19 protein-coding genes are annotated in these 22,052 nt (G+C 52.6%); 13 read left to right on the top strand and 6 right to left on the bottom strand.

Translation table 11 applies throughout. From position 1 onward, the window contains the following. Positions 1-8 precede the first annotated feature (8 nt). Together kdpD and kdpE are read left to right on the top strand one after the other, a co-directional pair. Positions 9-2,693: a two-component system sensor histidine kinase KdpD gene (gene kdpD, locus RYZ59_RS10525; protein WP_318047839.1), complete on the top strand. Its 2,685-nt coding sequence runs from the start codon at positions 9-11 to the stop codon at positions 2,691-2,693. Next, positions 2,690-3,367: a two-component system response regulator KdpE gene (gene kdpE, locus RYZ59_RS10520; protein ID WP_271442195.1), complete on the top strand. Its 678-nt coding sequence runs from the start codon at positions 2,690-2,692 to the stop codon at positions 3,365-3,367. The genes kdpD and kdpE overlap by 4 nt, the downstream gene beginning before the upstream one ends. A 99-nt stretch (positions 3,368-3,466) precedes the next feature. On the opposite strand, the gene pgm is transcribed toward kdpE, so the two are convergent. Further along, on the bottom strand, positions 3,467-5,107 hold the full coding sequence (pgm, locus tag RYZ59_RS10515; RefSeq protein WP_101742411.1) for a phosphoglucomutase (alpha-D-glucose-1,6-bisphosphate-dependent): 1,641 nt from the start codon (positions 5,105-5,107) through the stop codon (positions 3,467-3,469). A gap of 24 nt (positions 5,108-5,131) precedes the next feature. Next, a complete protein-coding gene (seqA, locus tag RYZ59_RS10510; RefSeq protein WP_137384485.1) occupies positions 5,132-5,674 on the bottom strand; it encodes a replication initiation negative regulator SeqA in 543 nt (180 codons plus the stop codon). A gap of 196 nt (positions 5,675-5,870) precedes the next feature. Between seqA and ybfF the strand changes: the two genes are divergently transcribed. From ybfF to tcuB, 8 genes are all read left to right on the top strand, one after another. Then, complete coding sequence (ybfF, locus tag RYZ59_RS10505; RefSeq protein ID WP_202039135.1) at positions 5,871-6,644, top strand: esterase; 774 nt, start codon at positions 5,871-5,873, stop codon at positions 6,642-6,644. Between the two features lie 128 nt (positions 6,645-6,772). Continuing rightward, the gene (gene ybfE, locus RYZ59_RS10500) at positions 6,773-7,060 is read left to right on the top strand and encodes a LexA regulated protein (protein WP_005121400.1); all 288 of its coding nucleotides are present in this window, start codon (positions 6,773-6,775) and stop codon (positions 7,058-7,060) included. 155 nt (positions 7,061-7,215) lie between these two features. Beyond that, the gene (gene fldA / locus RYZ59_RS10495) at positions 7,216-7,746 is read left to right on the top strand and encodes a flavodoxin FldA (RefSeq protein WP_003022839.1); all 531 of its coding nucleotides are present in this window, start codon (positions 7,216-7,218) and stop codon (positions 7,744-7,746) included. Between the two features lie 210 nt (positions 7,747-7,956). Then, a complete protein-coding gene (locus RYZ59_RS10490; RefSeq protein WP_100247215.1) occupies positions 7,957-8,043 on the top strand; it encodes a ryhB-regulated fur leader peptide in 87 nt (28 codons plus the stop codon). Continuing rightward, on the top strand, positions 8,036-8,482 hold the full coding sequence (fur, locus tag RYZ59_RS10485; protein ID WP_003022836.1) for a ferric iron uptake transcriptional regulator: 447 nt from the start codon (positions 8,036-8,038) through the stop codon (positions 8,480-8,482). Before RYZ59_RS10490 ends, fur begins: the two co-directional genes overlap by 8 nt. A 128-nt stretch (positions 8,483-8,610) precedes the next feature. Then, entirely contained in the window at positions 8,611-9,537 is a 927-nt protein-coding gene (gene tcuR, locus RYZ59_RS10480; protein ID WP_318047845.1) for a tricarballylate utilization LysR family transcriptional regulator TcuR, read from the top strand. A gap of 97 nt (positions 9,538-9,634) precedes the next feature. Next, positions 9,635-11,038, top strand: a complete 1,404-nt coding sequence (tcuA, locus tag RYZ59_RS10475; protein WP_318047847.1) for an FAD-dependent tricarballylate dehydrogenase TcuA — start codon at positions 9,635-9,637, stop codon at positions 11,036-11,038. Continuing rightward, positions 11,025-12,137 (top strand): tricarballylate utilization 4Fe-4S protein TcuB, encoded by a 1,113-nt coding sequence (gene tcuB / locus RYZ59_RS10470; RefSeq protein ID WP_318047849.1) that lies wholly within the window; start codon positions 11,025-11,027, stop codon positions 12,135-12,137. The genes tcuA and tcuB overlap by 14 nt, the downstream gene beginning before the upstream one ends. A gap of 51 nt (positions 12,138-12,188) precedes the next feature. On the opposite strand, the gene chiQ is transcribed toward tcuB, so the two are convergent. From chiQ to nagE, 4 genes are all read right to left on the bottom strand, one after another. Next, the gene (gene chiQ, locus RYZ59_RS10465) at positions 12,189-12,521 is read right to left on the bottom strand and encodes a ChiQ/YbfN family lipoprotein (RefSeq protein WP_005121405.1); all 333 of its coding nucleotides are present in this window, start codon (positions 12,519-12,521) and stop codon (positions 12,189-12,191) included. A 49-nt stretch (positions 12,522-12,570) separates the two neighbouring features. Further along, the gene (gene chiP, locus RYZ59_RS10460; protein WP_318047851.1) at positions 12,571-13,977 is read right to left on the bottom strand and encodes a chitoporin ChiP; all 1,407 of its coding nucleotides are present in this window, start codon (positions 13,975-13,977) and stop codon (positions 12,571-12,573) included. Positions 13,978-14,538: 561 nt separating this feature from the next. Beyond that, on the bottom strand, positions 14,539-16,206 hold the full coding sequence (gene glnS / locus RYZ59_RS10455) for a glutamine--tRNA ligase (protein WP_137384492.1): 1,668 nt from the start codon (positions 16,204-16,206) through the stop codon (positions 14,539-14,541). A 213-nt stretch (positions 16,207-16,419) separates the two neighbouring features. Next, on the bottom strand, positions 16,420-18,369 hold the full coding sequence (nagE, locus tag RYZ59_RS10450; RefSeq protein WP_318047854.1) for a PTS N-acetyl glucosamine transporter subunit IIABC: 1,950 nt from the start codon (positions 18,367-18,369) through the stop codon (positions 16,420-16,422). Between the two features lie 350 nt (positions 18,370-18,719). Between nagE and nagB the strand changes: the two genes are divergently transcribed. From nagB to nagC, 3 genes are read left to right on the top strand one after another with little or no spacing between them, the layout of a single operon-like run. Then, positions 18,720-19,520 (top strand): glucosamine-6-phosphate deaminase, encoded by an 801-nt coding sequence (gene nagB, locus RYZ59_RS10445; protein WP_003022803.1) that lies wholly within the window; start codon positions 18,720-18,722, stop codon positions 19,518-19,520. A 60-nt stretch (positions 19,521-19,580) separates the two neighbouring features. Further along, positions 19,581-20,729, top strand: coding sequence for an N-acetylglucosamine-6-phosphate deacetylase (gene nagA / locus RYZ59_RS10440; RefSeq protein WP_202039141.1), 1,149 nt, complete (start codon positions 19,581-19,583; stop codon positions 20,727-20,729). Positions 20,730-20,737: 8 nt separating this feature from the next. Then, complete coding sequence (nagC, locus tag RYZ59_RS10435) at positions 20,738-21,958, top strand: DNA-binding transcriptional regulator NagC (protein ID WP_137384495.1); 1,221 nt, start codon at positions 20,738-20,740, stop codon at positions 21,956-21,958. The last annotated feature ends 94 nt before the right edge of the window (positions 21,959-22,052 follow it).

Here is a 22,052-nt window from a genome sequence, read left to right as displayed (position 1 = left end):
AAAAGGACATGCATAGCGAACCCCTACGTCCCAACCCCGATCGCCTGCTGGAGCAGACCACCGCCCCGCACCGGGGAAAACTGAAAATTTTCTTTGGCGCCTGTGCGGGCGTAGGGAAAACCTGGGCCATGCTGGCGGAGGCACAACGGCTACGGTCGCAGGGGTTGGATGTGCTGATTGGCGTGGTGGAAACCCACGGGCGCAAGGAGACCGCCGCACTGCTGGACGGTCTCACCGTGCTACCGCTGAAACGTCAGGCACACCGTGGGCGGCATATCAGCGAGTTCGATCTTGATGCCGCCCTCGCCCGCCGTCCGGCGCTGATTTTGATGGACGAACTGGCGCACAGCAATGCGCCAGGCTCACGCCACCCCCGCCGCTGGCAGGATATTGAAGAGCTGCTGGAAGCCGGGATTGATGTTTTTACCACCGTTAACGTTCAGCATCTGGAAAGCCTGAATGATGTGGTCAGCGGCGTTACCGGTATCCAGGTGCGCGAAACCGTTCCTGACCCGTTTTTCGATGCCGCTGACGATGTGGTCCTGGTCGATCTCCCACCTGACGATTTACGTCAGCGCCTGAACGAAGGCAAGGTCTATATTGCCGGTCAGGCAGAGCGTGCTATTGAGCATTTCTTCCGCAAAGGTAATTTGATAGCGCTGCGCGAACTGGCTCTGCGACGCACCGCCGATCGGGTAGACGATCAGATGCGAGCCTGGCGGGGGCGTCCAGGAGAAGAAAAAGTCTGGCATACCCGCGATGCCATTTTACTGTGTATTGGACACAACACCGGCAGCGAGAAACTGGTGCGAGCCGCCGCGCGCCTGGCGGCGCGTCTCGGCAGCGTCTGGCATGCGGTATATGTTGAAACACCGGCGCTACACCGGCTACCCGAAAAACAGCGGCGGGCAATCTTAAGCGCGCTGCGACTGGCGCAGGAACTGGGGGCGGAAACCGCCACCCTCTCCGACCCTGCCGAAGACAAAGCCGTTGTCCGTTATGCCCGGGAACACAACCTGGGGAAAATTGTGCTCGGACGTCCGACAACCCGTCGCTGGTGGCGCAGCGATTCCTTTGCAGACAAGCTGGCTCAGCGCGCACCGGATCTCGACCTGATGATTGTCGCACTGGACGATCCCCCTTCTCGTCAGACATTACAAACCACGGATAACCGCACCTTTAAGGATAAATGGCGGGTACAAATCCAGGGTTGCGTGGTCGCTGCTGTATTGTGTGCTGTTACCACATTGATTGCCATGCAGTGGCTGGTTGCATTTGACGCAGCCAACCTGGTGATGCTCTATCTACTGGGCGTGGTGGTGATCGCCCTGTTCTACGGGCGCTGGCCGTCGGTGGTGGCCACGTTTATCAACGTCGCCAGCTTTGATCTCTTCTTTATTGCTCCACGCGGCACGCTTGCCGTGTCTGACGTCCAGTACCTGCTGACCTTTGCCGTGATGCTGACGGTTGGGTTGGTTATCGGTAATCTGACCGCGGGGGGGCGTTATCAGGCCAGGGTTGCACGCTATCGTGAGCAACGAACGCGGCACCTGTATGAGATGTCGAAAGCACTGGCTGTAGGGCGCAGCCAACAGGATATCGCGGCTACCAGCGAACAGTTTATTGCCTCAACGTTTCAGGCCCGTAGCCGGGTGTTATTGCCAGACGAAAACGGTAAGTTGGTTCCCCTGACGCATCAGCAGGGTATGACGCCGTGGGATGATGCCATTGCCCAGTGGAGTTTTGACAAGGGGCAGATGGCCGGTGCCGGCACCGACACATTACCCGGCGTTCCCTATCAAATTTTGCCGTTAAAAAGCGCCGATAAAACCTATGGGCTACTGGTGGTGGAGCCAGGAAACCTGCGTCAGCTGATGATCCCGGAACAGCAACGTCTGCTGGAAACCTTCACCCTGCTGGTAGCCAGTGCGCTGGAGCGCCTGACTCTGACGGCCAGTGAAGAGCAGGCGCGCTTTGCCAGCGAGCGAGAAAGTATTCGCAATGCGCTGCTCGCCGCCCTGTCCCACGATTTACGCACGCCGCTGACGGTGCTGTTCGGTCAGGCGGAGATATTAACGTTGGATCTGGCCAGTGAAGGTTCGCCACACGCTCGCCAGGCCAACGAGATCCGCCAGCACGTGCTTAATACCACCAGACTGGTCAATAATCTGCTGGATATGGCGCGAATCCAGTCTGGCGGCTTTAATCTTAAGAAAGAGTGGCTAACGCTGGAAGAAGTGGTAGGCAGCGCCCTGCAAATGTTGGAGCCTGGGCTGGCAACACCCATTAACCTGTCACTTCCGGAGCCGTTGACGCTGATACACGTTGATGGACCACTCTTTGAGCGGGTGCTGATTAATCTACTGGAAAATGCCGTCAAATATGCCGGTCCGCAGGCGCAAATCGGTATCGACGCCCAGGTCGACGGTGAGCATCTGCTGCTGGATGTTTGGGACAATGGGCCCGGTATTCCTGCCGGCCTGGAGCAGCGTATTTTCGACAAGTTTTCCCGTGGAAACAAAGAATCATCGGTACCGGGTGTTGGGCTGGGGCTGGCAATTTGTCAGGCGATTGTCGACGTGCACGGTGGCACGATTTCTGCGCATAATCGTCCGCAGGGAGGGGCGTGTTTCCGTGTTACACTGCCGCAGGAAACACCCCCTGAACTTGAAGATTTTCATGAGGATATGTGACAAACGTACTGATTGTTGAAGATGAACAAGCCATTCGTCGCTTTCTGCGCACCGCGCTGGAAGCTGATGGCCTGCGTGTGTATGAAGCAGAAACGTTGCAACGTGGTCTGCTGGAAGCCGCCACACGAAAACCCGATCTCATCATTCTCGACCTCGGTCTGCCGGACGGTGACGGCATTGATTTTATCCGCGACCTGCGGCAGTGGAGCGCGATCCCGGTGATCGTGCTGTCAGCCCGCAGCGAAGAGAGCGATAAAATCGCCGCGCTGGATGCCGGTGCCGATGACTATCTCAGCAAGCCATTCGGCATTGGCGAGCTGCAGGCTCGTTTACGCGTTGCACTGCGCCGCCACGCTACCGGCCCCTCCCCTGATCCCGTGGTGCAATTTTCTGATGTAAAGGTGGATATCGCCGCGCGTCTGGTTCATCGCGGGGATGAGGAGGTTCATCTGACGCCAATTGAGTTTCGCCTGCTGGCCATACTGCTCAATAATGCCGGAAAAGTGCTGACCCAACGCCAGTTATTGAATCAAGTGTGGGGACCGAATGCCGTTGAGCACAGCCATTACTTACGTATCTATATGGGCCATCTGCGCCAGAAACTGGAGCTGGACCCGGCTCGTCCACGCCATTTTTTGACCGAAACCGGGATTGGCTACCGGTTCATGCCGTGAATATGCACTGAATAAAAAAGCCGGATCAGCACCCAGGCTATCCGGCTTTGTTGTTATTCATGCAGGATAGCGACGCAAGCGTCTTATCCGGCAGAGGATTTACGCGTTCTTCAGCACTTCGCTGACAATCTCAACCGCTTCTTTCTCAATCTGCTTGCGATGTTCTTCACCGAGGAAGCTTTCGCAGTAGATCTTGTAAGCGTCTTCAGTGCCTGACGGACGTGCGGCAAACCAACCGTTGTCAGTCATCACTTTCAGGCCGCCAATCGATGCGCCGTTGCCTGGCGCTGCCGTCAGACGCGCAGTGATCGGGTCGCCCGCCAGCGTGCTGGCGCTCACCATTTCCGGAGAGAGCTTAGACAACGCCGCTTTCTGCGCGGAGGTGGCTCCAGCCTGAATTCGGTTATAGCTCGGTGCACCAAAGCGCGCCGCCAGTTCGTTGTAATGCTCTTGCGGGTTCTTGCCTGTCACTGCCGTAATTTCCGCTGCCAGCAGGCACATGATGATGCCATCTTTGTCAGTGGACCACGGTGTACCGTCGAAACGCAGGAAAGATGCCCCCGCACTTTCTTCGCCGCCGAAACCAAAGCTACCGTCGAACAGACCGTCAACGAACCATTTGAAACCCACCGGCACTTCGACTAATTTACGTCCCAGGTCGTTCACCACACGATCGATCATCGCGGAGGACACCAGTGTTTTACCCACAGCGACATCTTTGCCCCACTGTGGACGATGCTGGAACAGGTAGTTGATCGCGACCGCCAGATAGTGGTTCGGATTCATCAGTCCAGCCGGCGTTACGATACCGTGACGGTCATAGTCCGGGTCATTGGCAAACGCCAAATCGAACTTGTCACGCAGCGCCAGCAGACCGGCCATCGCGCACTCGGAGGAGCAGTCCATACGAATGGCGCCGTCTTTATCAAGATGCATAAAGCGGAAAGTCTGGTCGACCTGATCGTTAACGAGGGTCAGATTCAAGTTGTAGTGTTGAGCGATACGTTTCCAGTATTCGATACCGGACCCCCCCAGTGGATCAACGCCCAGCGTCAGACCCGCTTTCTGGATTGCCGCCATATCGACGATATCTGCCAGCCCTTCCACGAAGGGTTGAACCAGGTCTTGTTCTTTAACATGACCGGATGCCAGTGCGGCATCCAGCGGGATACGCTTCACGCCTTTCAGACCATCAGCCAACAGTGCATTTGCCCTGTCTTCTACGACTTTGGTGACGTTAGTATCTGCCGGGCCACCGTTTGGCGGGTTGTATTTAATTCCGCCGTCTTCTGGTGGGTTATGGGACGGCGTGATCACAATACCGTCAGCCAGCGGACCGCCTTTTTTATTGTGGACCAGGATAGCATTCGACACGGCAGGTGTTGGCGTAAAGCCGTTGTTTTCCTGCACGATGACATCAACACCGTTCGCCGCCAGCACTTCCAGTACAGAGATAAATGCCGGTTCAGACAACGCGTGGGTATCCTTGCCCACATAGCACGGGCCAGTAATCCCGTTTTTCGCACGTTCCTCGGCAATCGCCTGAGCGATAGCCAGAATATGCGGCTCATTAAAACTATGACGACCCGCACTACCGCGATGTCCGGATGTACCGAACTTCACCGCGTGCTCCGCATTCCCTGCCGTCGGTTTTAGTACATAGTATTGCGCCGTTAACTGGGCGACGTTAATCAAATCACTCTGTTGCGCAGGTTGACCTGCGCGGTTGTGGATTGCCATTGCCTGGTCCTTCTAATGCAAGGATTAAATTGTTCCGCAAACCTTTTCAATCAACTCCGCGGGGAATTGCATTGACTGCATGATGTGTTCAACCATGCTGCATTTACGGCCGGTATTGGTATTGGTGATCACCCAATATGGCGTGCCTGGCACGTGTTTCGGTTTGGTTTGATTACCATTTTTCAGCAACGTCTGTTCATCCGCTGCGAAATAGACGCGCGTGCGGCCATGCAACGATTCTGTTGCTTGTGCAAACGCGTGTTGATCCAGTGAATAGAGTGTAGACAGCACCAGCATAAAGCGATTTACTGCTTTCTTCTGTTCCGCGTATTCGTCGGACAGCAGCAGTTCACGCATCGCGCGCACTTTGTCTTTCGCGGGGTTAACCGGCTTGGCTTCCACGACAGGTTGCACGGCGCGGACTTCTTTGACTACCGGAGAGACAGGCTGTGATGCGGCGGAAAACTTCAACATACGCCGTAAAATGTCGGATGCGCTCTCGCCAATATGCTTGGTGTGGCTGGCAATATAGCTATAGAGTTCATCATCAACTTCAATCGTTTTCATCTTAATCCAGTGCAATGTTTGGCTGAATACAAGTTGTCAGGACTTTACACGCTGTAGTGTAAAGGCAAATCCTAACAGCGGATAGCGTCAAGCCTGGTGGCCAGCAAAACTCAGAGTAACCGTAGTTGTTGCAGCCATGTGGCAGAATGGTCAACATGATACCCTAACCCGTGAGTGTGAAAAAAAGAACTTTGCCATGAAATTGAATATCCGAGCGCAATCTGCGCAAAACCCGCACAATAATTCTCCCATCGTCCTGGTTCACGGTCTGTTTGGCAGTCTGGATAATCTGGGCATACTGGCGCGCTCCCTGGTAGCCGATCACGATATCATCCAGGTCGATATGCGAAATCATGGCCTTTCGCCCCGCTCACCTGAGATGAATTATCCGGCCATGGCGCAGGATCTGTTGGATACGCTGGACGATCAACAGATCGAAAAAGCGACCTTTATTGGGCACTCCATGGGGGGCAAAGCCGTCATGGCACTGACCGCACTGGCGCCGGAACGCATCGATCAACTGGTCGCTATCGATATTGCACCGGTTGACTATCACGTACGCCGCCACGATGAGATTTTTGCCGCCATTAACGCGGTAACAGATGCACAGGCGTCCTCGCGCCAGCAGGCCGCGAGCGTCATGCGCCAGCATTTGCAAGAAGAAGGCGTGATCCAGTTTCTGCTGAAATCCTTTGTTGACGGCGAGTGGCGCTTTAACGTCCCTGTGTTGTGGGATCAATATCCCCATATCGTGGGATGGGAAACTATTCCCGCCTGGGAACATCCGGCGTTGTTTATCCCTGGCGGTAATTCACCTTATGTGACCGCAGCGTATCGCGAGCAATTACTGGCGCAATTCCCGCAGGCCCGTGCCCACGTTATTGCCGGCGCAGGCCATTGGGTACATGCAGAAAAACCGGAGGCGGTGCTGCGCGCTATCCGTCGTTATCTGAGTGAGAAGGTTAACTGATTAAAAACTCAGCGTCTGCGCGCGATTACGTGCGTGGGCGTTGGCGCGCCTCCCCTGCTGATGTATTATGGCGCGCTATCCATCCGGGCAGACGCCTGGCTGATTGTTTCCCCGAAGTCACCAAGATCATGGCCAAAGAACAAACGGACCGTACGACATTAGATCTGTTCGCGCAGGAGCGTCGCCCGGGACGACCCAAAACCAATCCGCTTTCGCGTGATGAACAGTTACGTATTAACAAACGTAATCAGCTGAAACGCGATAAAGTTCGCGGGCTTAAGCGTGTCGAACTGAAACTGAACGCGGATGCCGTTGACGCTCTGAATGAGCTGGCGGAAGCGCGCAACATGAGTCGCAGTGAACTCATCGAAGAGATGCTGATGAACCAACTCACCGCATTGCGCGGTCAGGCATAGTCTGAATTTCTGCTCTAAATCATAAATCGTGTAGCACAGAGTGCAGTCCCGCGTGTTTGCTGTTTCCGCATGCCGGACTGTTCTGCTATGATTGCCCTTATCCGTGGGCAATGCGCCACCACCATTTCAATAAGTTTCAAGAGGTTATTTTACTCATGGCAATCACTGGCATCTTTTTCGGCAGCGACACCGGTAATACCGAAAATATCGCAAAAATGATTCAAAAACAGCTTGGTAAAGACGTTGCCGATGTACATGACATTGCAAAAAGCAGCAAAGAAGACCTGGAAGGGTATGACATTCTGCTGCTCGGCATCCCAACCTGGTACTACGGTGAAGCGCAGTGCGACTGGGACGACTTCTTCCCTACTCTCGAAGACATTGATTTTAACGGTAAACTGGTGGCATTGTTCGGCTGTGGCGACCAGGAAGATTACGCAGAATATTTTTGTGATGCGTTAGGTACCATCCGCGACATCATCGAGCCGCGCGGCGCCACCATTGTCGGCCACTGGCCAACGGCGGGTTACCATTTTGAAGCGTCCAAAGGTCTGGCAGATGACGACCACTTTGTCGGTCTGGCTATCGATGAAGATCGCCAGCCGGAACTGACCGCAGAACGCGTAGAAAAATGGGTTAAGCAGATCTCTGAAGAGCTGCACCTCGACGAAATCATCAATGCCTGATTTCGTGCGGCGTAGATATTCATCTGCGCCGCATCAATAGATAAAACCAATCAAAATAATTGCTACAAATTTGTAACTTTTTCGCCTGACCCTGTACAATGGCTGGATGCCAATCGGGTATTGCACAGTGTGTTTGTCGGTGATACCACGTTTTGATTAACAATATTTGCCAGAGACTTGCAGTTTTCATTTAGGCATGGCAGTTCTATAATGATCCGCATTATCTCAAGTGCAATTTCTGTCACTTCTGTTAATGAAGTGAACCGTTTAGCTACAGGACAGATTCCGCATGACTGACAACAATACCGCATTAAAGAAGGCTGGCCTGAAAGTAACGCTTCCTCGTTTAAAGATTCTGGAAGTTCTTCAGGAACCGGATAACCATCACGTCAGTGCGGAAGACTTATACAAACGCCTGATCGACATGGGTGAAGAAATTGGTCTGGCGACCGTGTATCGCGTGCTGAACCAATTTGATGATGCCGGTATCGTGACCCGCCACAATTTCGAAGGGGGAAAATCCGTCTTCGAACTGACCCAGCAACATCACCACGATCACCTGATTTGCCTTGACTGCGGCAAAGTGGTCGAGTTCAGCGATGACTCCATCGAAGCGCGTCAACGTGAGATTGCGGCTAAACATGGCATTCGTTTAACTAACCATAGCCTCTATCTGTACGGTCACTGCGCTGAAGGCGATTGCCGCGAAGATGAGCACGCCCACGACGGCAAATAATGTAATGCTTTCTGAAAAGCCAACCCTCCGGTTGGCTTTTTTTATGGGCGTTACCTGCCCCTTTCCCCTTCCCACCGCTCCTGTGTTGCTTTAATGTAAAAATCAATTGCCTTCATCGGAGAGTCGAAATGGAACTTCGCCAGTTACGCTATTTTGTGCGCATTGTTGAAACCGGCAGTATGGGCAGCGCGGCGCTCGATCTCAATATCGGTGTTTCGGCGCTCAGCCAGCAGATGACCCGCCTGGAAAACGAACTCGCCATACGTCTACTGCAACGTACCTCTCGTGGCGTGACGCCCACCAGCGCTGGACTGGCTTTTTATTCTCAGGCGCAACTGGCGCTCCGTCACGCAGACGATGCGATCCTCGCCGCACGGGAGGCCAGACTTTCCGGGCACGTCAGCGTCGGCATGGCACCCAGCACCGCTTCCGTGCTCGGGATGCCTTTCATCAACGCCATGCGGGAAAGCTATGCCGATGTCCGCCTGCATGTCGTGGAAAGTCTCTCTGGCAATCTGGAACGAATGATTAATACCCGTCAAATTGATTTGGCCGTGGTCTTTCAGAAGGAAAAAATCCTGCGCTGGAGCGCCAGAGCGATTCTTGAGGAACGGTTATTTTTGATTGGTACTCATACCTTGCTGGCAGGTATTGCGGATGACACTATTGCGCCAGCCGAACTGGTTAATATTCCATTGATAATGCCAAGCCCAGGTCATGGTCTGCGCGGCAGACTGGATGCTATCAGCCAGGAGCATGCGCTGAACATTGAGATCGCCACAGAAATTGACGGCCTGGCGCTACTGATGCACGCCGTTCGCAGCGGAATCGGTGCAACACTTCAGCCCGGCGCGGCAATATCCCATCTCGATAAAGAGACATTAAGAGTGGTCGGCATCCATAATCCCATACTTAGCCGCCCCAACTTTTTGGTCAGCCTTTCTGACGATGAACTCACCCCAGCAGGTCTCGCTGCCCGTGTGGTACTCACCAAAGTGATGCATCAACTGGTGGAATCTGGACACTGGCCAGGCGCTACCCTTTACAATAATTAAAGGGCTGTTTAGCATCACGTCATAGCGTCCCCACAACTTACTCGTATACATTTTAATTACAAACTTAACAATTGGTTAAGTAGTAATGGAGTATGCGATGGTTGATGTTCTGGTGATTGGCGGTGGCAATGCTGCCTTATGCACTGCCCTTACCGCCCGGGAGCAAGGCGCTTCCGTTTTACTACTCGAAGCGGCTCCCCGGGAATGGCGTGGGGGAAATTCCCAACACACGCGTAATCTACGCTGTATGCATGATGCACCACAGGATGTACTGGTGGAAAGCTATCCAGAAGAGGAATTCTGGCAGGACCTCTGGCGTGTAACGGAAGGTAATACCAACGAAGCACTGGCACGCCTGGTGATCCGAACCTCATCACATTGCCGCGACTGGATGCGCCAGCACGGCGTGAATTTTCAACCTCCACTCTCTGGCGCTTTGCATGTGGCGCGAACCAACGCCTTTTTTATGGGGGGCGGGAAAGCTCTCGTCAATGCCTATTATCGCAGCGCGGAAAAGCTGGGCGTGCAAATCCGCTATAACACACCGGTGCAGGCGCTTGAACTGCATAATGGCGAGTTCGTGGCGGCGCTGGCAGGCAAAGAGCGCATTCCGGCAAAGACCTGCGTGCTTGCTGCTGGCGGGTTTGAATCTAACCGCGAATGGCTGCGAGAAGCCTGGGGGGAAAACGCCCGTGGTGAATGGCCTGCGGATAACTTCCTCATTCGCGGCACGCGCTTTAATCAGGGCGTACTACTCAAATTTATGATCGATGCCGGGGCGGACATCATCGGCGAGCCCTCCCAGTCACACTGCGTAGCTATTGACGCCAGAGCGCCATTATATGACGGCGGGATTTGTACCCGCGTGGACTGCGTTTCACTCGGCATAGTCGTCAACCGTGACGCTGATCGTTTTTATGATGAAGGCGAAGATTTCTGGCCCAAACGCTACGCTATCTGGGGACGTCTGGTCGCCCAGCAGCCAGGACAGATTGGCTACTCCATTATCGACAGTAAAGCCATCGGCCACTTCATGCCTCCAGTTTTTCCTGGCGCACAGGCCAATACACTGGCGGAACTGGCTCATCAGTTGGGGCTGAATGGCGAACACTTTACCCACACCGTGACGGAATACAACAACGCCTGTCAGCCCGGCCAGTTCAACCATACCATTCTGGATAACTGCACGACAAAAGCGTTAACCCCCGCGAAAACACACTGGGCGCGACCGCTGGACCAGCCGCCTTACTACGGCTATGCCTTACGTCCGGGGATCACCTTCACCTACCTGGGGTTAAAGGTGAATGAACACGCCGCGGTGCATTTTGCCGGGCAGCCAAGCCGTAACCTGTTCGTCGCCGGAGAGATGATGGCGGGCAACGTGCTGGGAAAAGGCTACACCGCAGGTGTAGGCATGTCGATAGGGACCACCTTTGGCCGTATTGCCGGAAAAGAAGCCGCGCTGGCAGCACGTGAGGAGGCACATCATGCAACCGCTTGAGAAATTAATTATCGAAGCGAAAATGCTTAGCGGGCCAGAAGCAGAAGTTGAACGAGTCATGCAAGTCTGCAATGCCTGCCGCTATTGTGAGGGTTTTTGCGCCGTTTTCCCGGCGATGACTCAGCGTCTGGAATTCGCTAAAGCGGATATCAACTATCTGGCGAACTTGTGCCATAACTGCGGTGCCTGCCTGCACGCGTGTCAATACGCGCCGCCCCATGAATTTGCTATCAATGTACCGAAAGCAATGGCAGAAGTAAGGCTGGAAACCTATCAACACTATACGCAACCCGCCGCCTTTGGCGCGCTTTATCGCCGGGCAGGCATGACCGTAGCGCTGTCGCTGGTTTTCGGCCTGATCCTGTTTTTACTTCTTGCCATGGGGTTAAAAGGTTCCCTGTTCCATCCTCCGCTGGCCGGAGATTTTTATCAAATTTTCCCGCATAACCTGCTGGCATGGATGTTTGGTTCAGTCTTTATTCTGGCGATGGGTCTGCTGATGGCGGGCGTTATCCGCTTCTGGCGGGAAATTTCTCCGGGGATGCCGCGTTCTGCTGACATTGCTGAAGCCTCACACAATGCGCTGACGCTGAAATATCTCGATGGTGGGCACGGTAAAGGGTGTAACGAAGCGGATGATGCTTTCACCCTGATGCGCCGCCGGTTTCATCACGCCACTTTCTACGGTTTTCTGCTCTGTTTTGCCGCCACCGTGGTGGCAACGGGCTATCACTACTTTGCCGGCATAGAAGCTCCCTACCCGTTCTTCAGCGTTCCGGTCATGCTGGGCACGTTGGGCGGTATTGGTCTGGTTGTCGGCCCGGCTGGCTTGCTATGGCTGAATTTTAAACGCTCACCGCTACAGGGCGACGCGCGGCAAAAGCCGATGGACCGCGGTTTTATCCTGTTGCTGCTACTGACGAGTCTGACGGGCTTAGCGCTGCTGGCAGGCAGAGATACCTCATGGATGGCTATTTTGCTTGCTATTCATCTTGGTGTCGTGATGGCGCTATTTCTGACCATCCCATACGGAAAATTCGCCCACGGATTTTACCGTTGCGCGGCATTACTCAAGTGGGCAATTGAGAAACGACGCTAAAAAGCAAACGGGCGAAGAAATATCTCCGCCCGTTCTTGTGCATACCACGTTTTATTTCGCCGTATTATTACTGCGAATTTCCTGCCAGACCTTATCACAATCGGCCTTAACGGATTGATCGTTACCCGTACGCGTTGCCTGGATACACTGCTGGTAATCCAGTACGCGCACGCTTTCTTCATTCGCAAACTGCTGGTGCTGTTTTTCTTTCTTCAGCACATTCAACACGCTTTGACAGGCTTCGATTTTCTCCGGCGAGCCCTGCGCGGTATTGATACACGCGCTGTAAGCTTCCTTAAGACGGCTATCTTCTTTCGGCGCGGGTGATTGCGCGCAGGCAACCAGCCCTGATGCCATGACGGCGATGAGTATCAGCTTTTTCATAACACACTCCTCAACAAAACGGCAGGCTTGCGGCCTGCCGCTGTCGGCATTAGAAGATGGTGAACGGAGCAATAACGATGAATTTCACGTCACGCTCATCCTGGAAGATGTTACCGTAACCACCGCCCCAGCTCGGAATATCCGAATGGTTGTCGTACTGGGTGAAGTGCAGTTTAAACATAGTGCCCTTCGCACGGCCGTCCTGCAGGGTATAGACCGCATCCAGGCTGTAAGACGACTCTTCGATAGTACGATTTTTGTCGTAATATGCATCCGGGTTGAGCTGCCAGGTAGCCGGTTTAGCATCCCACGCGTAAACGTATGATGCACCCACAGCCCAGCCAGGCAGGTTCCAGTTCTTCAGGTCATACATCGCGCCGAAGAACACGGCCTTTTCACCGTTGGCGTTGAAGTCAGAGCGGTTATCCCACCAAACGTCCAGACGACCGTTTGAAGACGCATAGGTCGGGGTCATACGCTGCAGGAAGTAGCCCTGCTGCCCGTCAGCTTTAACCCAGGTCCCTTCCAGTCGCAGATCAACGACTTCTGCCACTTTGTAGCCGAAGGTCAGTGCCTGCAGCCAGGCCGTGCCATCATAAATGTCGTTAACCGTGCGGTCATCAACCTTATCGCGGGCACCGTAGAACTGGTAGCTGGTGGTAAACGGGTTACCGCCTAAATCAAATTTGTAGCTGGCTTTGGCGAAATACTGATCGACATAGCCTTCAGACTGACCGAATGCGGCTTCCAGCAGCAGGTTATTTTTGAAGTCATACTTGGCGCCGATTGAATGGAGGTAATCAACTTTGGTCTTTTTATCGGCCTGATAGAATTTATCGACTTCAGTGTGCCACGGTGCTTTATATTCGTTGGCCCACATATAGGAGAAGCTCAGCGCACCCGCATCGCCATAATCGAAGTTGGCACCGGCTTCAGCACCCTGATAGGTACCTGGCATAAAGCTCCAGTGTGGTGCCAGCAGAGTTTGTCCGGTTGGCTGAATATAACCCGCGCGCGCCCAGGTTGGGCCAAATTTAAATTTGGCGGCCGCTTTATACAGGCTAATCCCGCTCTTATCGCCGGAGTAATCTTCGTCATAGCCTTTATTTTTTGAAGAGAATGCGATTTCGTTTGGATGGCCACTTTCGCTACTTTCGTTCATTTCGATAGCGGTAAATGCTGCGACATCAATACCAAACATATCAGCCGCATAACCGGACTGGAAGTCGAGGTTTGCGTTCCAGGTGGAGTGAGAAAGGTTAGTCTTGTATTTGTCATGATCGGTCACATCTTTACGGTCACGCTCACGCTGCCAGTAATAAATGCCACCCGTTAAGGTAGAGTCATCAATAAAACCTTCGGCGTGAACCTGGGGAGCGATAACAAAACCCGACATTGCTGTGATACCGGCGATAGCCAGCGCCAGCGTACTACGTTTGCCACTAAACGTACGCATATGTTAATCCTCTTTGACGTATAACCCTTCGTCTTTCAAGCCGCATCTGCGTTGGCTTTCCTCGCTCATCCTCGTCACGTACTGATGTACGTTCCAGGGAATTCGCGGCGTCACCGCCTTGATGCAACTCGAAATTCATTGGGTATAAAATGCTGCCGATAAAAGCGGTCAGCGAAAAAGCAAAAATTTAAAAAGTAGCGCTGAGAAAACCTCATTGACTACAATGAATAGACTATTTTTCGCGACGCGAATTATCAATCTCTTTTTGTAACCAGTATGTAAGAACATGAGCAACCGCACATATTTCATTGCTTTCTGTTACATTTTCATTGGAAGATAAAAAAGCGTTGAATAATTGAAAAAAGGCTTGTTTTCCATAAAGATGAAATCGGTTTCAGTCCAGAGTGACTGATAACACAAGGTTTTTGTTAGAAAAATATAAACGACAAAAATCATTCCTGAATAACAATTATTTCGCTGCGCAAATAGAGTCTGCTAACCATTTTCAGGCGAAAAAAAACGCCGCAGAGTGCGGCGTTTGAAAGGATGCGTAACGACGGTTTATTCGCCTACTTTAGCCCATGTATCGCGCAGACCCACGGTGCGGTTAAACACCAGTTTGTCAGCTGTTGCATAGCGGCTGTCGAGGCAGAAGTACCCTTCACGCTCGAACTGGAACGCTTTACCAGCAACCGCGGCCTGTAGCGAAGGCTCACCATAGCCCTGTTTAATCACCAGCGACTCTGGGTTAATCACGGACAGGAAGTCTTCCGCAGCCCCCGGGTTAGGTACGCTGAACAGACGATCGTACAGACGGATTTCGATCGGCAGCGCATGAGCGGCACTTACCCAATGAATAACGCCTTTTACTTTACGCCCATCGGCCGGGTCTTTACTCAGCGTGTCAGCATCGTAGGTGCAGAAAATAGTCGTGATATTCCCTTCTGCATCTTTCTCTACGCGCTCAGCTTTAATGACATAAGCATTACGCAGACGGACTTCTTTACCCATCACCAGACGCTTGTACTGTTTGTTGGCTTCTTCGCGGAAATCGGCCCTGTCGATCCAGATTTCACCGCTGAACGGCACTTCACGGCTGCCCATTTCCGGCTTGCTCGGGTGGTTAGGCATCGTGACCAGCTCGCTTTCGCCCTGCGGGTAGTTTTCGATAACCAGTTTCACCGGATCGATAACCGCCATTGCGCGCGGTGCGTTTTCGTTCAGATCTTCACGGATGCAGGATTCCAGAGAGGCAATCTCAATGGTGTTGTCCTGTTTGGTCACACCGATGCGTTTGCAGAACTCACGAATCGCAGCAGCGGTGTAACCACGACGGCGCAGGCCCGAAATAGTCGGCATGCGCGGATCGTCCCAGCCTTCAACGTGCTTATCAGTCACCAGCAGGTTCAGCTTACGCTTGGACATCACAGTGTATTCCAGATTCAGGCGCGAGAACTCGTACTGGCGCGGGTGAACCGGAATGGTGATGTTATCCAGCACCCAGTCGTACAGACGACGGTTATCCTGGAATTCCAGCGTACACAGTGAATGTGTGATGCCTTCCAGCGCATCGCTGATGCAGTGGGTGAAGTCGTACATCGGATAGATGCACCACTTGTTGCCCGTCTGATGGTGTTCAGCAAACTTAATGCGGTACAGCACCGGGTCACGCATCACGATAAACGGCGAAGCCATATCGATTTTCGCACGCAGGCAGGCTTTACCTTCTTCAAAACCACCGGTACGCATTTTTTCAAACAGCGCGAGGTTTTCTTCAACGCTGCGATCGCGGAACGGGCTGTTTTTACCCGGCTGTGTCAGCGTGCCACGGTATTCGCGAATTTCGTCAGCAGACAGTTCGTCGACATACGCCAGGCCTTTGTTAATAAGCTCTACCGCGTAAGCATGTAGCTGATCGAAGTAATCCGAAGAGTAGCGAATGTCGCCAGTCCAGTGGAAACCTAACCATTCAACGTCGTTTTTAATTGATTCAACGTACTCGATATCTTCTTTAACCGGGTTCGTATCATCAAAACGCAGGTTGCACTGGCCCTGGTAATCTTGCGCAATACCAAAGTTCAGACAAATGGATTTCGCGTGGCCAATGTGCAGATAGCCATTTGGCTCCGGCGGAAAACGGGTATGGATAGTGGTGTGCTTACCACTGGCCAGATCTTCATCGATGATCTGACGAATAAAGTTACTCGGGCGGGCTTCAGCCTCACTCATCGTGGATTCCTCAAAGCGTAAACAACGTATAACGGCATATGATCTTATAAGCCGGACGTAGTGACAACCCTTAGTTACGGAAAATACGTACCAGATGAAAATAATAAGGACATTTGCTGCAAAAAAAAGCGGCGGAGGAATATCCCCCGCCGCGTTTAATTCATCTCATCGTGCCGGATGGCGGCGCTTACGCCTTATCCAGCCTATGAGCAATTACTTACCTTTAATCTCATACAGTGGTGTTTGACCGGCAACGACATGACCTTCGGCTTTAATAACCAGACCACCGAAATCATCGCTATTGCTGCAAACAACCGGGCTAATCATGGAACGTGCGTTCGCGTTCAGGTATTCCAGATCCATTTCCAGAATCGGTTGACCTGCTGCAACAACCGCACCTTCTTCAACCAGACGTTTAAAGCCTTTACCTTCCAGTGCCACGGTATCGATACCCATATGGACCACGATTTCCGCGCCTTTTTCCGTTTCCAGACAGAACGCATGGTTGGTGTTGAAGATTTTCACAATAGTACCCGTTGCCGGAGAAACCACGATTTTATCCGTTGGTTTTACCGCCACGCCGTCACCCACTGCTTTGCTGGCGAAGGCTTCATCAGGCACCTGCTCCAGTGCAACCACATCACCGGTAATCGGGGAAACCAGCGCTTCAATGGTGGCTGCATTCACTACTGCCTGCGGTTTTGCAACCGGGGCAGCCGCTGCCGGGGCTTTGTCAGTAGACGCTGCCGCAACCGGACCACGAGCCACAACTTTCTTCATTTCGTCGCCGATAGATTCAGCTTTCGCACCCACGATGACCTGAATAGTTTGTTTGTTCAGTTTCACCACACCTGATGCGCCTAAGCGTTTGCACATCGCATCATTTACGCGGGCAGAATCGCCAACGGTCAGACGCAGACGGGTGATACAGGCATCAATCGCTTTCAGGTTATCGGTACCGCCAACCGCTGCAATGTAGCTGGTAGCCAGTTGAGCTAAACCTTCTTCGGTATTGCTGTTCGCTTCGTCAGTAACAATCTCGTCTTCTTTATCTTCGCGGCCCGGCGTTTTCAGGTTAAACATACGAATAACCGCGCTGAACAGGACGAAGTAGATAACGAAGAACACCAGACCCATGACGACCAGCATCCAGACGTTCTTACTTGCAGCCGGCAGGTTGTACATCAACACGTAGTCGATAGCACCTGCGGAGAAGGAGAAGCCCGCGTGGATCCCCAACAGCGTCGCAACGAACAGGCTGATACCTGTCAGAACGGCGTGCAGGAGGTACAGCAACGGCGCCAGGAACATAAACAGGAATTCCAGCGGCTCGGTAACACCGGTCAGGAATGCGGTGATAGCAACGGACAGCAGCATACCGCCGACCATCGGACGACGCGCTTTCGGCGCAGCGAAGTACATCGCCAGTGCCGCACCCGGCAGACCAAACATCATGATCGGGAAGAAGCCAGACATGAACATACCCGCAGTGCCGTCACCCGCGTAGAAGCGGTTGATATCACCGTGGAATACGGTACCTGCAGCGTTAGTGAATTCGCCAATCTGGAACCAGGCGATGGTGTTCAGCACCTGATGCAGACCGGTTGGGATCAGCAGACGGTTGATGAAACCAAAAATACCAGAGCCCAGCGCGCCAGCGCCCACGATCCACTCACCACCCGCATGGATGGCGTTCTGCACCGGCGGCCACACGTAGCCGAAGATAGCAGCCAGTATTAAACAGAAGAAGCCAGTGGCGATGGGTACAAAACGTTTGCCGCCGAAGAAGCTCAGGAAATCAGGCAGTTTGATGCCAGACCAACGGTTATACACGGCACCGCCGACCAGACCGGTGATGATACCCGCCAGGACGCCCATGTTGATCGCCGGGTTAATGGTAACCATTGCTTTGGTCAATATGAAATAACCAACCGCACCTGCCAGCGCTGCCGCACCCGCGCTGTCTTTAGACCAGCTGGAAGCCACACCGATAGCAAAAATTAACGCGAGGTTATCAAAGATAGCCCCACCCGCTTGCGCGATGAAGGGTACGTTCAGTAAATCTGGTTGGCCGAATCGCAGCAACAGTGCCGCGACTGGCAGCACCGCGATGGGGAGCTGTAACGCCCTACCCAGCCGCTGGAAAAAACCTAAAATATTCATTTTATTCCCCCTACGAGACCCCGATTAGGCTCCTTTGAAGCCATATTTTTATTGTGCGACCATTCCTAACTGCAACAGCAAGAGATTTTGGAACAACAACATTAACCATTCATCTACATTCAGAGTGTGTGAAAAATTAATTCGTATCGCAAATTAAAAGCGTGTTTTTTGTGATTCCAATCACCAAATATCGTTATTAACCCTCCCTTACACTGGCTAACTACGAAAACTTATTTTATCATTAAAAAAATCGAAACGGATTGATCCTTACCGATGCAAAACCAGGTTACGCTTAATACTGCACAGAGACTCAATCCGCCAACTGCTTACATTTACTTTTGAGGTGAAGAATGAGACTGATCCCCCTGAATACCGCTGAACAAGTCGGCAAATGGGCTGCTCGCCATATCGTTAACCGTATTAACGCGTTCAAACCAACGGCAGATCGTCCGTTCGTTCTGGGCCTGCCGACTGGCGGCACTCCGCTGACTGCCTATAAAGCATTAGTCGAAATGCACAAAGCGGGCCAGGTGAGCTTCAAACATGTTGTCACTTTCAACATGGACGAATATGTTGGCCTGCCGAAAGAGCATCCGGAAAGCTATCACAGCTTTATGCACCGTAACTTCTTTGATCATGTTGATATTCCAGCAGAAAACATCAACCTCCTCAATGGTAACGCGCCGGATATTGATGCAGAATGCCGTCAGTATGAAGAGAAAATCCGTTCTTACGGTAAAATCCATCTGTTTATGGGCGGCGTAGGTAACGATGGGCACATTGCGTTCAACGAACCCGCTTCTTCTTTAGCTTCCCGTACTCGTATCAAAACGCTGACCCACGACACCCGTGTAGCAAACTCACGCTTCTTTGACGGCGACGTAAGCCAGGTGCCTAAATATGCACTGACCGTAGGCGTGGGCACCCTGTTGGATGCTGAAGAAGTAATGATCCTGGTGCTGGGTCACCAGAAAGCCCAGGCGCTGCAGGCGGCTGTTGAAGGTAACGTTAACCACATGTGGACTATCAGCTGTCTGCAACTGCATCCGAAAGCGGTTGTGGTCTGCGATGAGCCTTCCACTATGGAACTGAAAGTGAAGACGCTGAAATACTTTAACGAGTTAGAAGCGGAAAATATTAAAGGTCTGTAATGATGTCCCCGCCCTGTCGAAAACGTGCAGGGCGGCATTTTTTTGAAATCGGGGGTCGGAATGTATGCTTTAACCCAGGGCCGGATTTTTACCGGTCACGAAATTCTTGATGACCATGCGATTGTTGTCGCCAATGGCCTGATCGATAGCGTTTGCCCACTGTCTGAATTGCCGTCAGGGATTGAACAGCGCTCGCTGAATGGGGCCATTGTCTCCCCCGGTTTTATTGATGTGCAGTTAAACGGCTGCGGCGGTGTACAGTTTAACGATACGGCAGAGGCCGTTACCGTTGAAACGCTGGAAATCATGCAGAAAGCCAATGAAAAATCGGGCTGCACCAACTATCTGCCAACGCTAATCACCACCAGCGATGACCTGATGAAGCAGGGCGTTCGCGTTATGCGTGAATACCTCGCTAAGCATCCAAATCAGGCATTAGGGCTACACCTTGAAGGTCCGTGGCTGAATCTGGTGAAAAAAGGTACGCATAATCCGAGCTTTGTCCGCCAGCCAGACGCTGCGCTGGTCGATTTCCTGTGCGATAATGCGGATGTCATCACCAAAGTGACGCTGGCGCCTGAAATGGTTCCTGTCGACGTGATCACCCAACTGGTGAATGCAGGTATCGTGGTGTCTGCGGGCCACTCTAACGCGACGCTGAAGGAAGCAAAAATCGGTTTCCGTGCAGGCATTTCCTTTGCAACACATCTGTTCAATGCGATGCCTTATATTACCGGTCGCGAACCAGGTCTGGCAGGCGCGATTCTGGATGAGGCCGATATTTATTGCGGTATCATCGCCGATGGCATGCATGTTGACTATGCCAACATTCGCAATGCCAAACGCCTGAAAGGTGACAAACTGTGCCTGGTAACCGACGCAACTGCGCCGGCGGGTGCAAACATTGAGCAGTTCATTTTCGCTGGTAAAACAATATACTACCGCAATGGACTGTGTGTTGATGAGAACGGCACGCTGAGCGGTTCATCATTAACCATGATCGAAGGTGTACGCAATCTGGTTGAACATTGCGGTATCGCACTGGACGAAGTCCTGCGTATGGCAACGCTCTACCCTGCTCGCGCCATTGGCGTCGACAAACAACTCGGCAGTATCGCGCCAGGCAAAGTAGCCAACCTGACCGCGTTCACGCACGACTTTAAAATTATCAAGACCATCGTTAATGGCAACGAGGTCGTTACTGAGTAAGAAAAAGAATGACACCAGGCGGACAAGCTCAAATAGGTAATGTTGATCTCGTAAAACAGCTTAACAGCGCGGCAGTTTATCGCCTGATTGACCAGCATGGGCCAATCTCGCGAATTCAGATTGCCGAGCAAAGCCAGCTTGCTCCCGCCAGCGTAACCAAAATTACGCGTCAACTGATTGAACGCGGGCTGATCAAAGAAGTCGATCAGCAGGCCTCCACCGGGGGCCGCCGCGCCATCTCTATCGTCACCGAAACCCGTAATTTCCACGCCATTGGCGTTCGCCTTGGCCGCCACGACACCACGCTGACGCTCTATGATATGAGCAGCAAAGTGGTTGCCGAAGAGCATTATCCGCTACCCGAGCGCACCCAGGAAACCCTGGAACACGCGCTGCTCAATACGATTGCCACCTTTATTGACAGCTGCCAGCGGAAAATCCGTGAGCTGATTGCAATCTCCGTTATCCTGCCAGGCCTCGTTGACCCCGAAAGTGGCGTCATTCGCTATATGCCCCATATTCAGGTTGAAAACTGGGGACTGGTCGACGCGCTGGAAAAACGTTTTCAGGTCACCTGTTTTGTCGGCCATGATATCCGCAGCCTTGCGCTTGCCGAGCACTATTTTGGGGCAAGTCAGGACTGCGAAGACTCCATTCTGGTGCGTGTCCATCGCGGAACCGGCGCAGGGATAATCTCCAATGGGCGTATTTTCATCGGACGCAACGGCAACGTGGGTGAAATTGGCCATATCCAGGTTGAACCGCTGGGCGAACGCTGCCATTGCGGTAACTTTGGTTGCCTGGAAACGATCGCTGCCAATGCGTCCATTGAACATCGCGTACAAAATTTACTGAAGCAAGGCTATCCGAGTCGCCTCACGCTGGACGATTGCAGCATCAAAGCTATCTGTAAGGCAGCCAACAAAGGTGACAATCTGGCAGCAGAAGTTATCGAGCATGTGGGTCGCCACCTGGGTAAAACCATCGCGATTGCGATTAACCTGTTTAATCCGCAAAAAGTCGTCATTGCCGGTGAGATTACCGAAGCAGATAAAGTCCTGCTTCCGGCAATAGAAAGCTGCATTAATAATCAGGCACTGAAGGCGTTTCGCCACAATTTACCGGTGGTTCGTTCCACGCTGGATCACCGTTCAGCGATTGGTGCATTTGCGCTGGTGAAGCGTGCCATGCTCAATGGTTCATTGCTGCAACGTTTGCTGGAAAGCTAATGCTCTCATATAGTAGTGGATTACTATACCCTAAATAATTCGAGTTACAGGACAAAACGCATTAGCGTTTTGAACAGCGCTTGTGCTGGCCCCG

It is taken from the genome of Citrobacter sp. HN-141 (assembly GCF_033341895.1).
In the GTDB taxonomy this organism is placed as follows: Bacteria; Pseudomonadota; Gammaproteobacteria; order Enterobacterales; family Enterobacteriaceae; genus Citrobacter.
This window is presented reverse-complemented; position numbering and strand designations above follow the sequence as displayed.

What these genes read in the sequence shown, in the direction of transcription:
- kdpD (WP_318047839.1), top strand. Translation starts at nt 9, where the DNA reads ATGCATAGCGAACCCCTACGTCCCAACCCCGATCGCCTGCTGGAGCAG.
- pgm (WP_101742411.1), bottom strand. Translation starts at nt 5,107, where the DNA reads ATGGCAATCCACAACCGCGCAGGTCAACCTGCGCAACAGAGTGATTTG.
- seqA (WP_137384485.1), bottom strand. Translation starts at nt 5,674, where the DNA reads ATGAAAACGATTGAAGTTGATGATGAACTCTATAGCTATATTGCCAGC.
- ybfF (WP_202039135.1), top strand. Translation starts at nt 5,871, where the DNA reads ATGAAATTGAATATCCGAGCGCAATCTGCGCAAAACCCGCACAATAAT.
- ybfE (WP_005121400.1), top strand. Translation starts at nt 6,773, where the DNA reads ATGGCCAAAGAACAAACGGACCGTACGACATTAGATCTGTTCGCGCAG.
- fldA (WP_003022839.1), top strand. Translation starts at nt 7,216, where the DNA reads ATGGCAATCACTGGCATCTTTTTCGGCAGCGACACCGGTAATACCGAA.
- RYZ59_RS10490 (WP_100247215.1), top strand. Translation starts at nt 7,957, where the DNA reads ATGATCCGCATTATCTCAAGTGCAATTTCTGTCACTTCTGTTAATGAA.
- fur (WP_003022836.1), top strand. Translation starts at nt 8,036, where the DNA reads ATGACTGACAACAATACCGCATTAAAGAAGGCTGGCCTGAAAGTAACG.
- tcuR (WP_318047845.1), top strand. Translation starts at nt 8,611, where the DNA reads ATGGAACTTCGCCAGTTACGCTATTTTGTGCGCATTGTTGAAACCGGC.
- tcuA (WP_318047847.1), top strand. Translation starts at nt 9,635, where the DNA reads ATGGTTGATGTTCTGGTGATTGGCGGTGGCAATGCTGCCTTATGCACT.
- tcuB (WP_318047849.1), top strand. Translation starts at nt 11,025, where the DNA reads ATGCAACCGCTTGAGAAATTAATTATCGAAGCGAAAATGCTTAGCGGG.
- chiQ (WP_005121405.1), bottom strand. Translation starts at nt 12,521, where the DNA reads ATGAAAAAGCTGATACTCATCGCCGTCATGGCATCAGGGCTGGTTGCC.
- chiP (WP_318047851.1), bottom strand. Translation starts at nt 13,977, where the DNA reads ATGCGTACGTTTAGTGGCAAACGTAGTACGCTGGCGCTGGCTATCGCC.
- glnS (WP_137384492.1), bottom strand. Translation starts at nt 16,206, where the DNA reads ATGAGTGAGGCTGAAGCCCGCCCGAGTAACTTTATTCGTCAGATCATC.
- nagE (WP_318047854.1), bottom strand. Translation starts at nt 18,369, where the DNA reads ATGAATATTTTAGGTTTTTTCCAGCGGCTGGGTAGGGCGTTACAGCTC.
- nagB (WP_003022803.1), top strand. Translation starts at nt 18,720, where the DNA reads ATGAGACTGATCCCCCTGAATACCGCTGAACAAGTCGGCAAATGGGCT.
- nagA (WP_202039141.1), top strand. Translation starts at nt 19,581, where the DNA reads ATGTATGCTTTAACCCAGGGCCGGATTTTTACCGGTCACGAAATTCTT.
- nagC (WP_137384495.1), top strand. Translation starts at nt 20,738, where the DNA reads ATGACACCAGGCGGACAAGCTCAAATAGGTAATGTTGATCTCGTAAAA.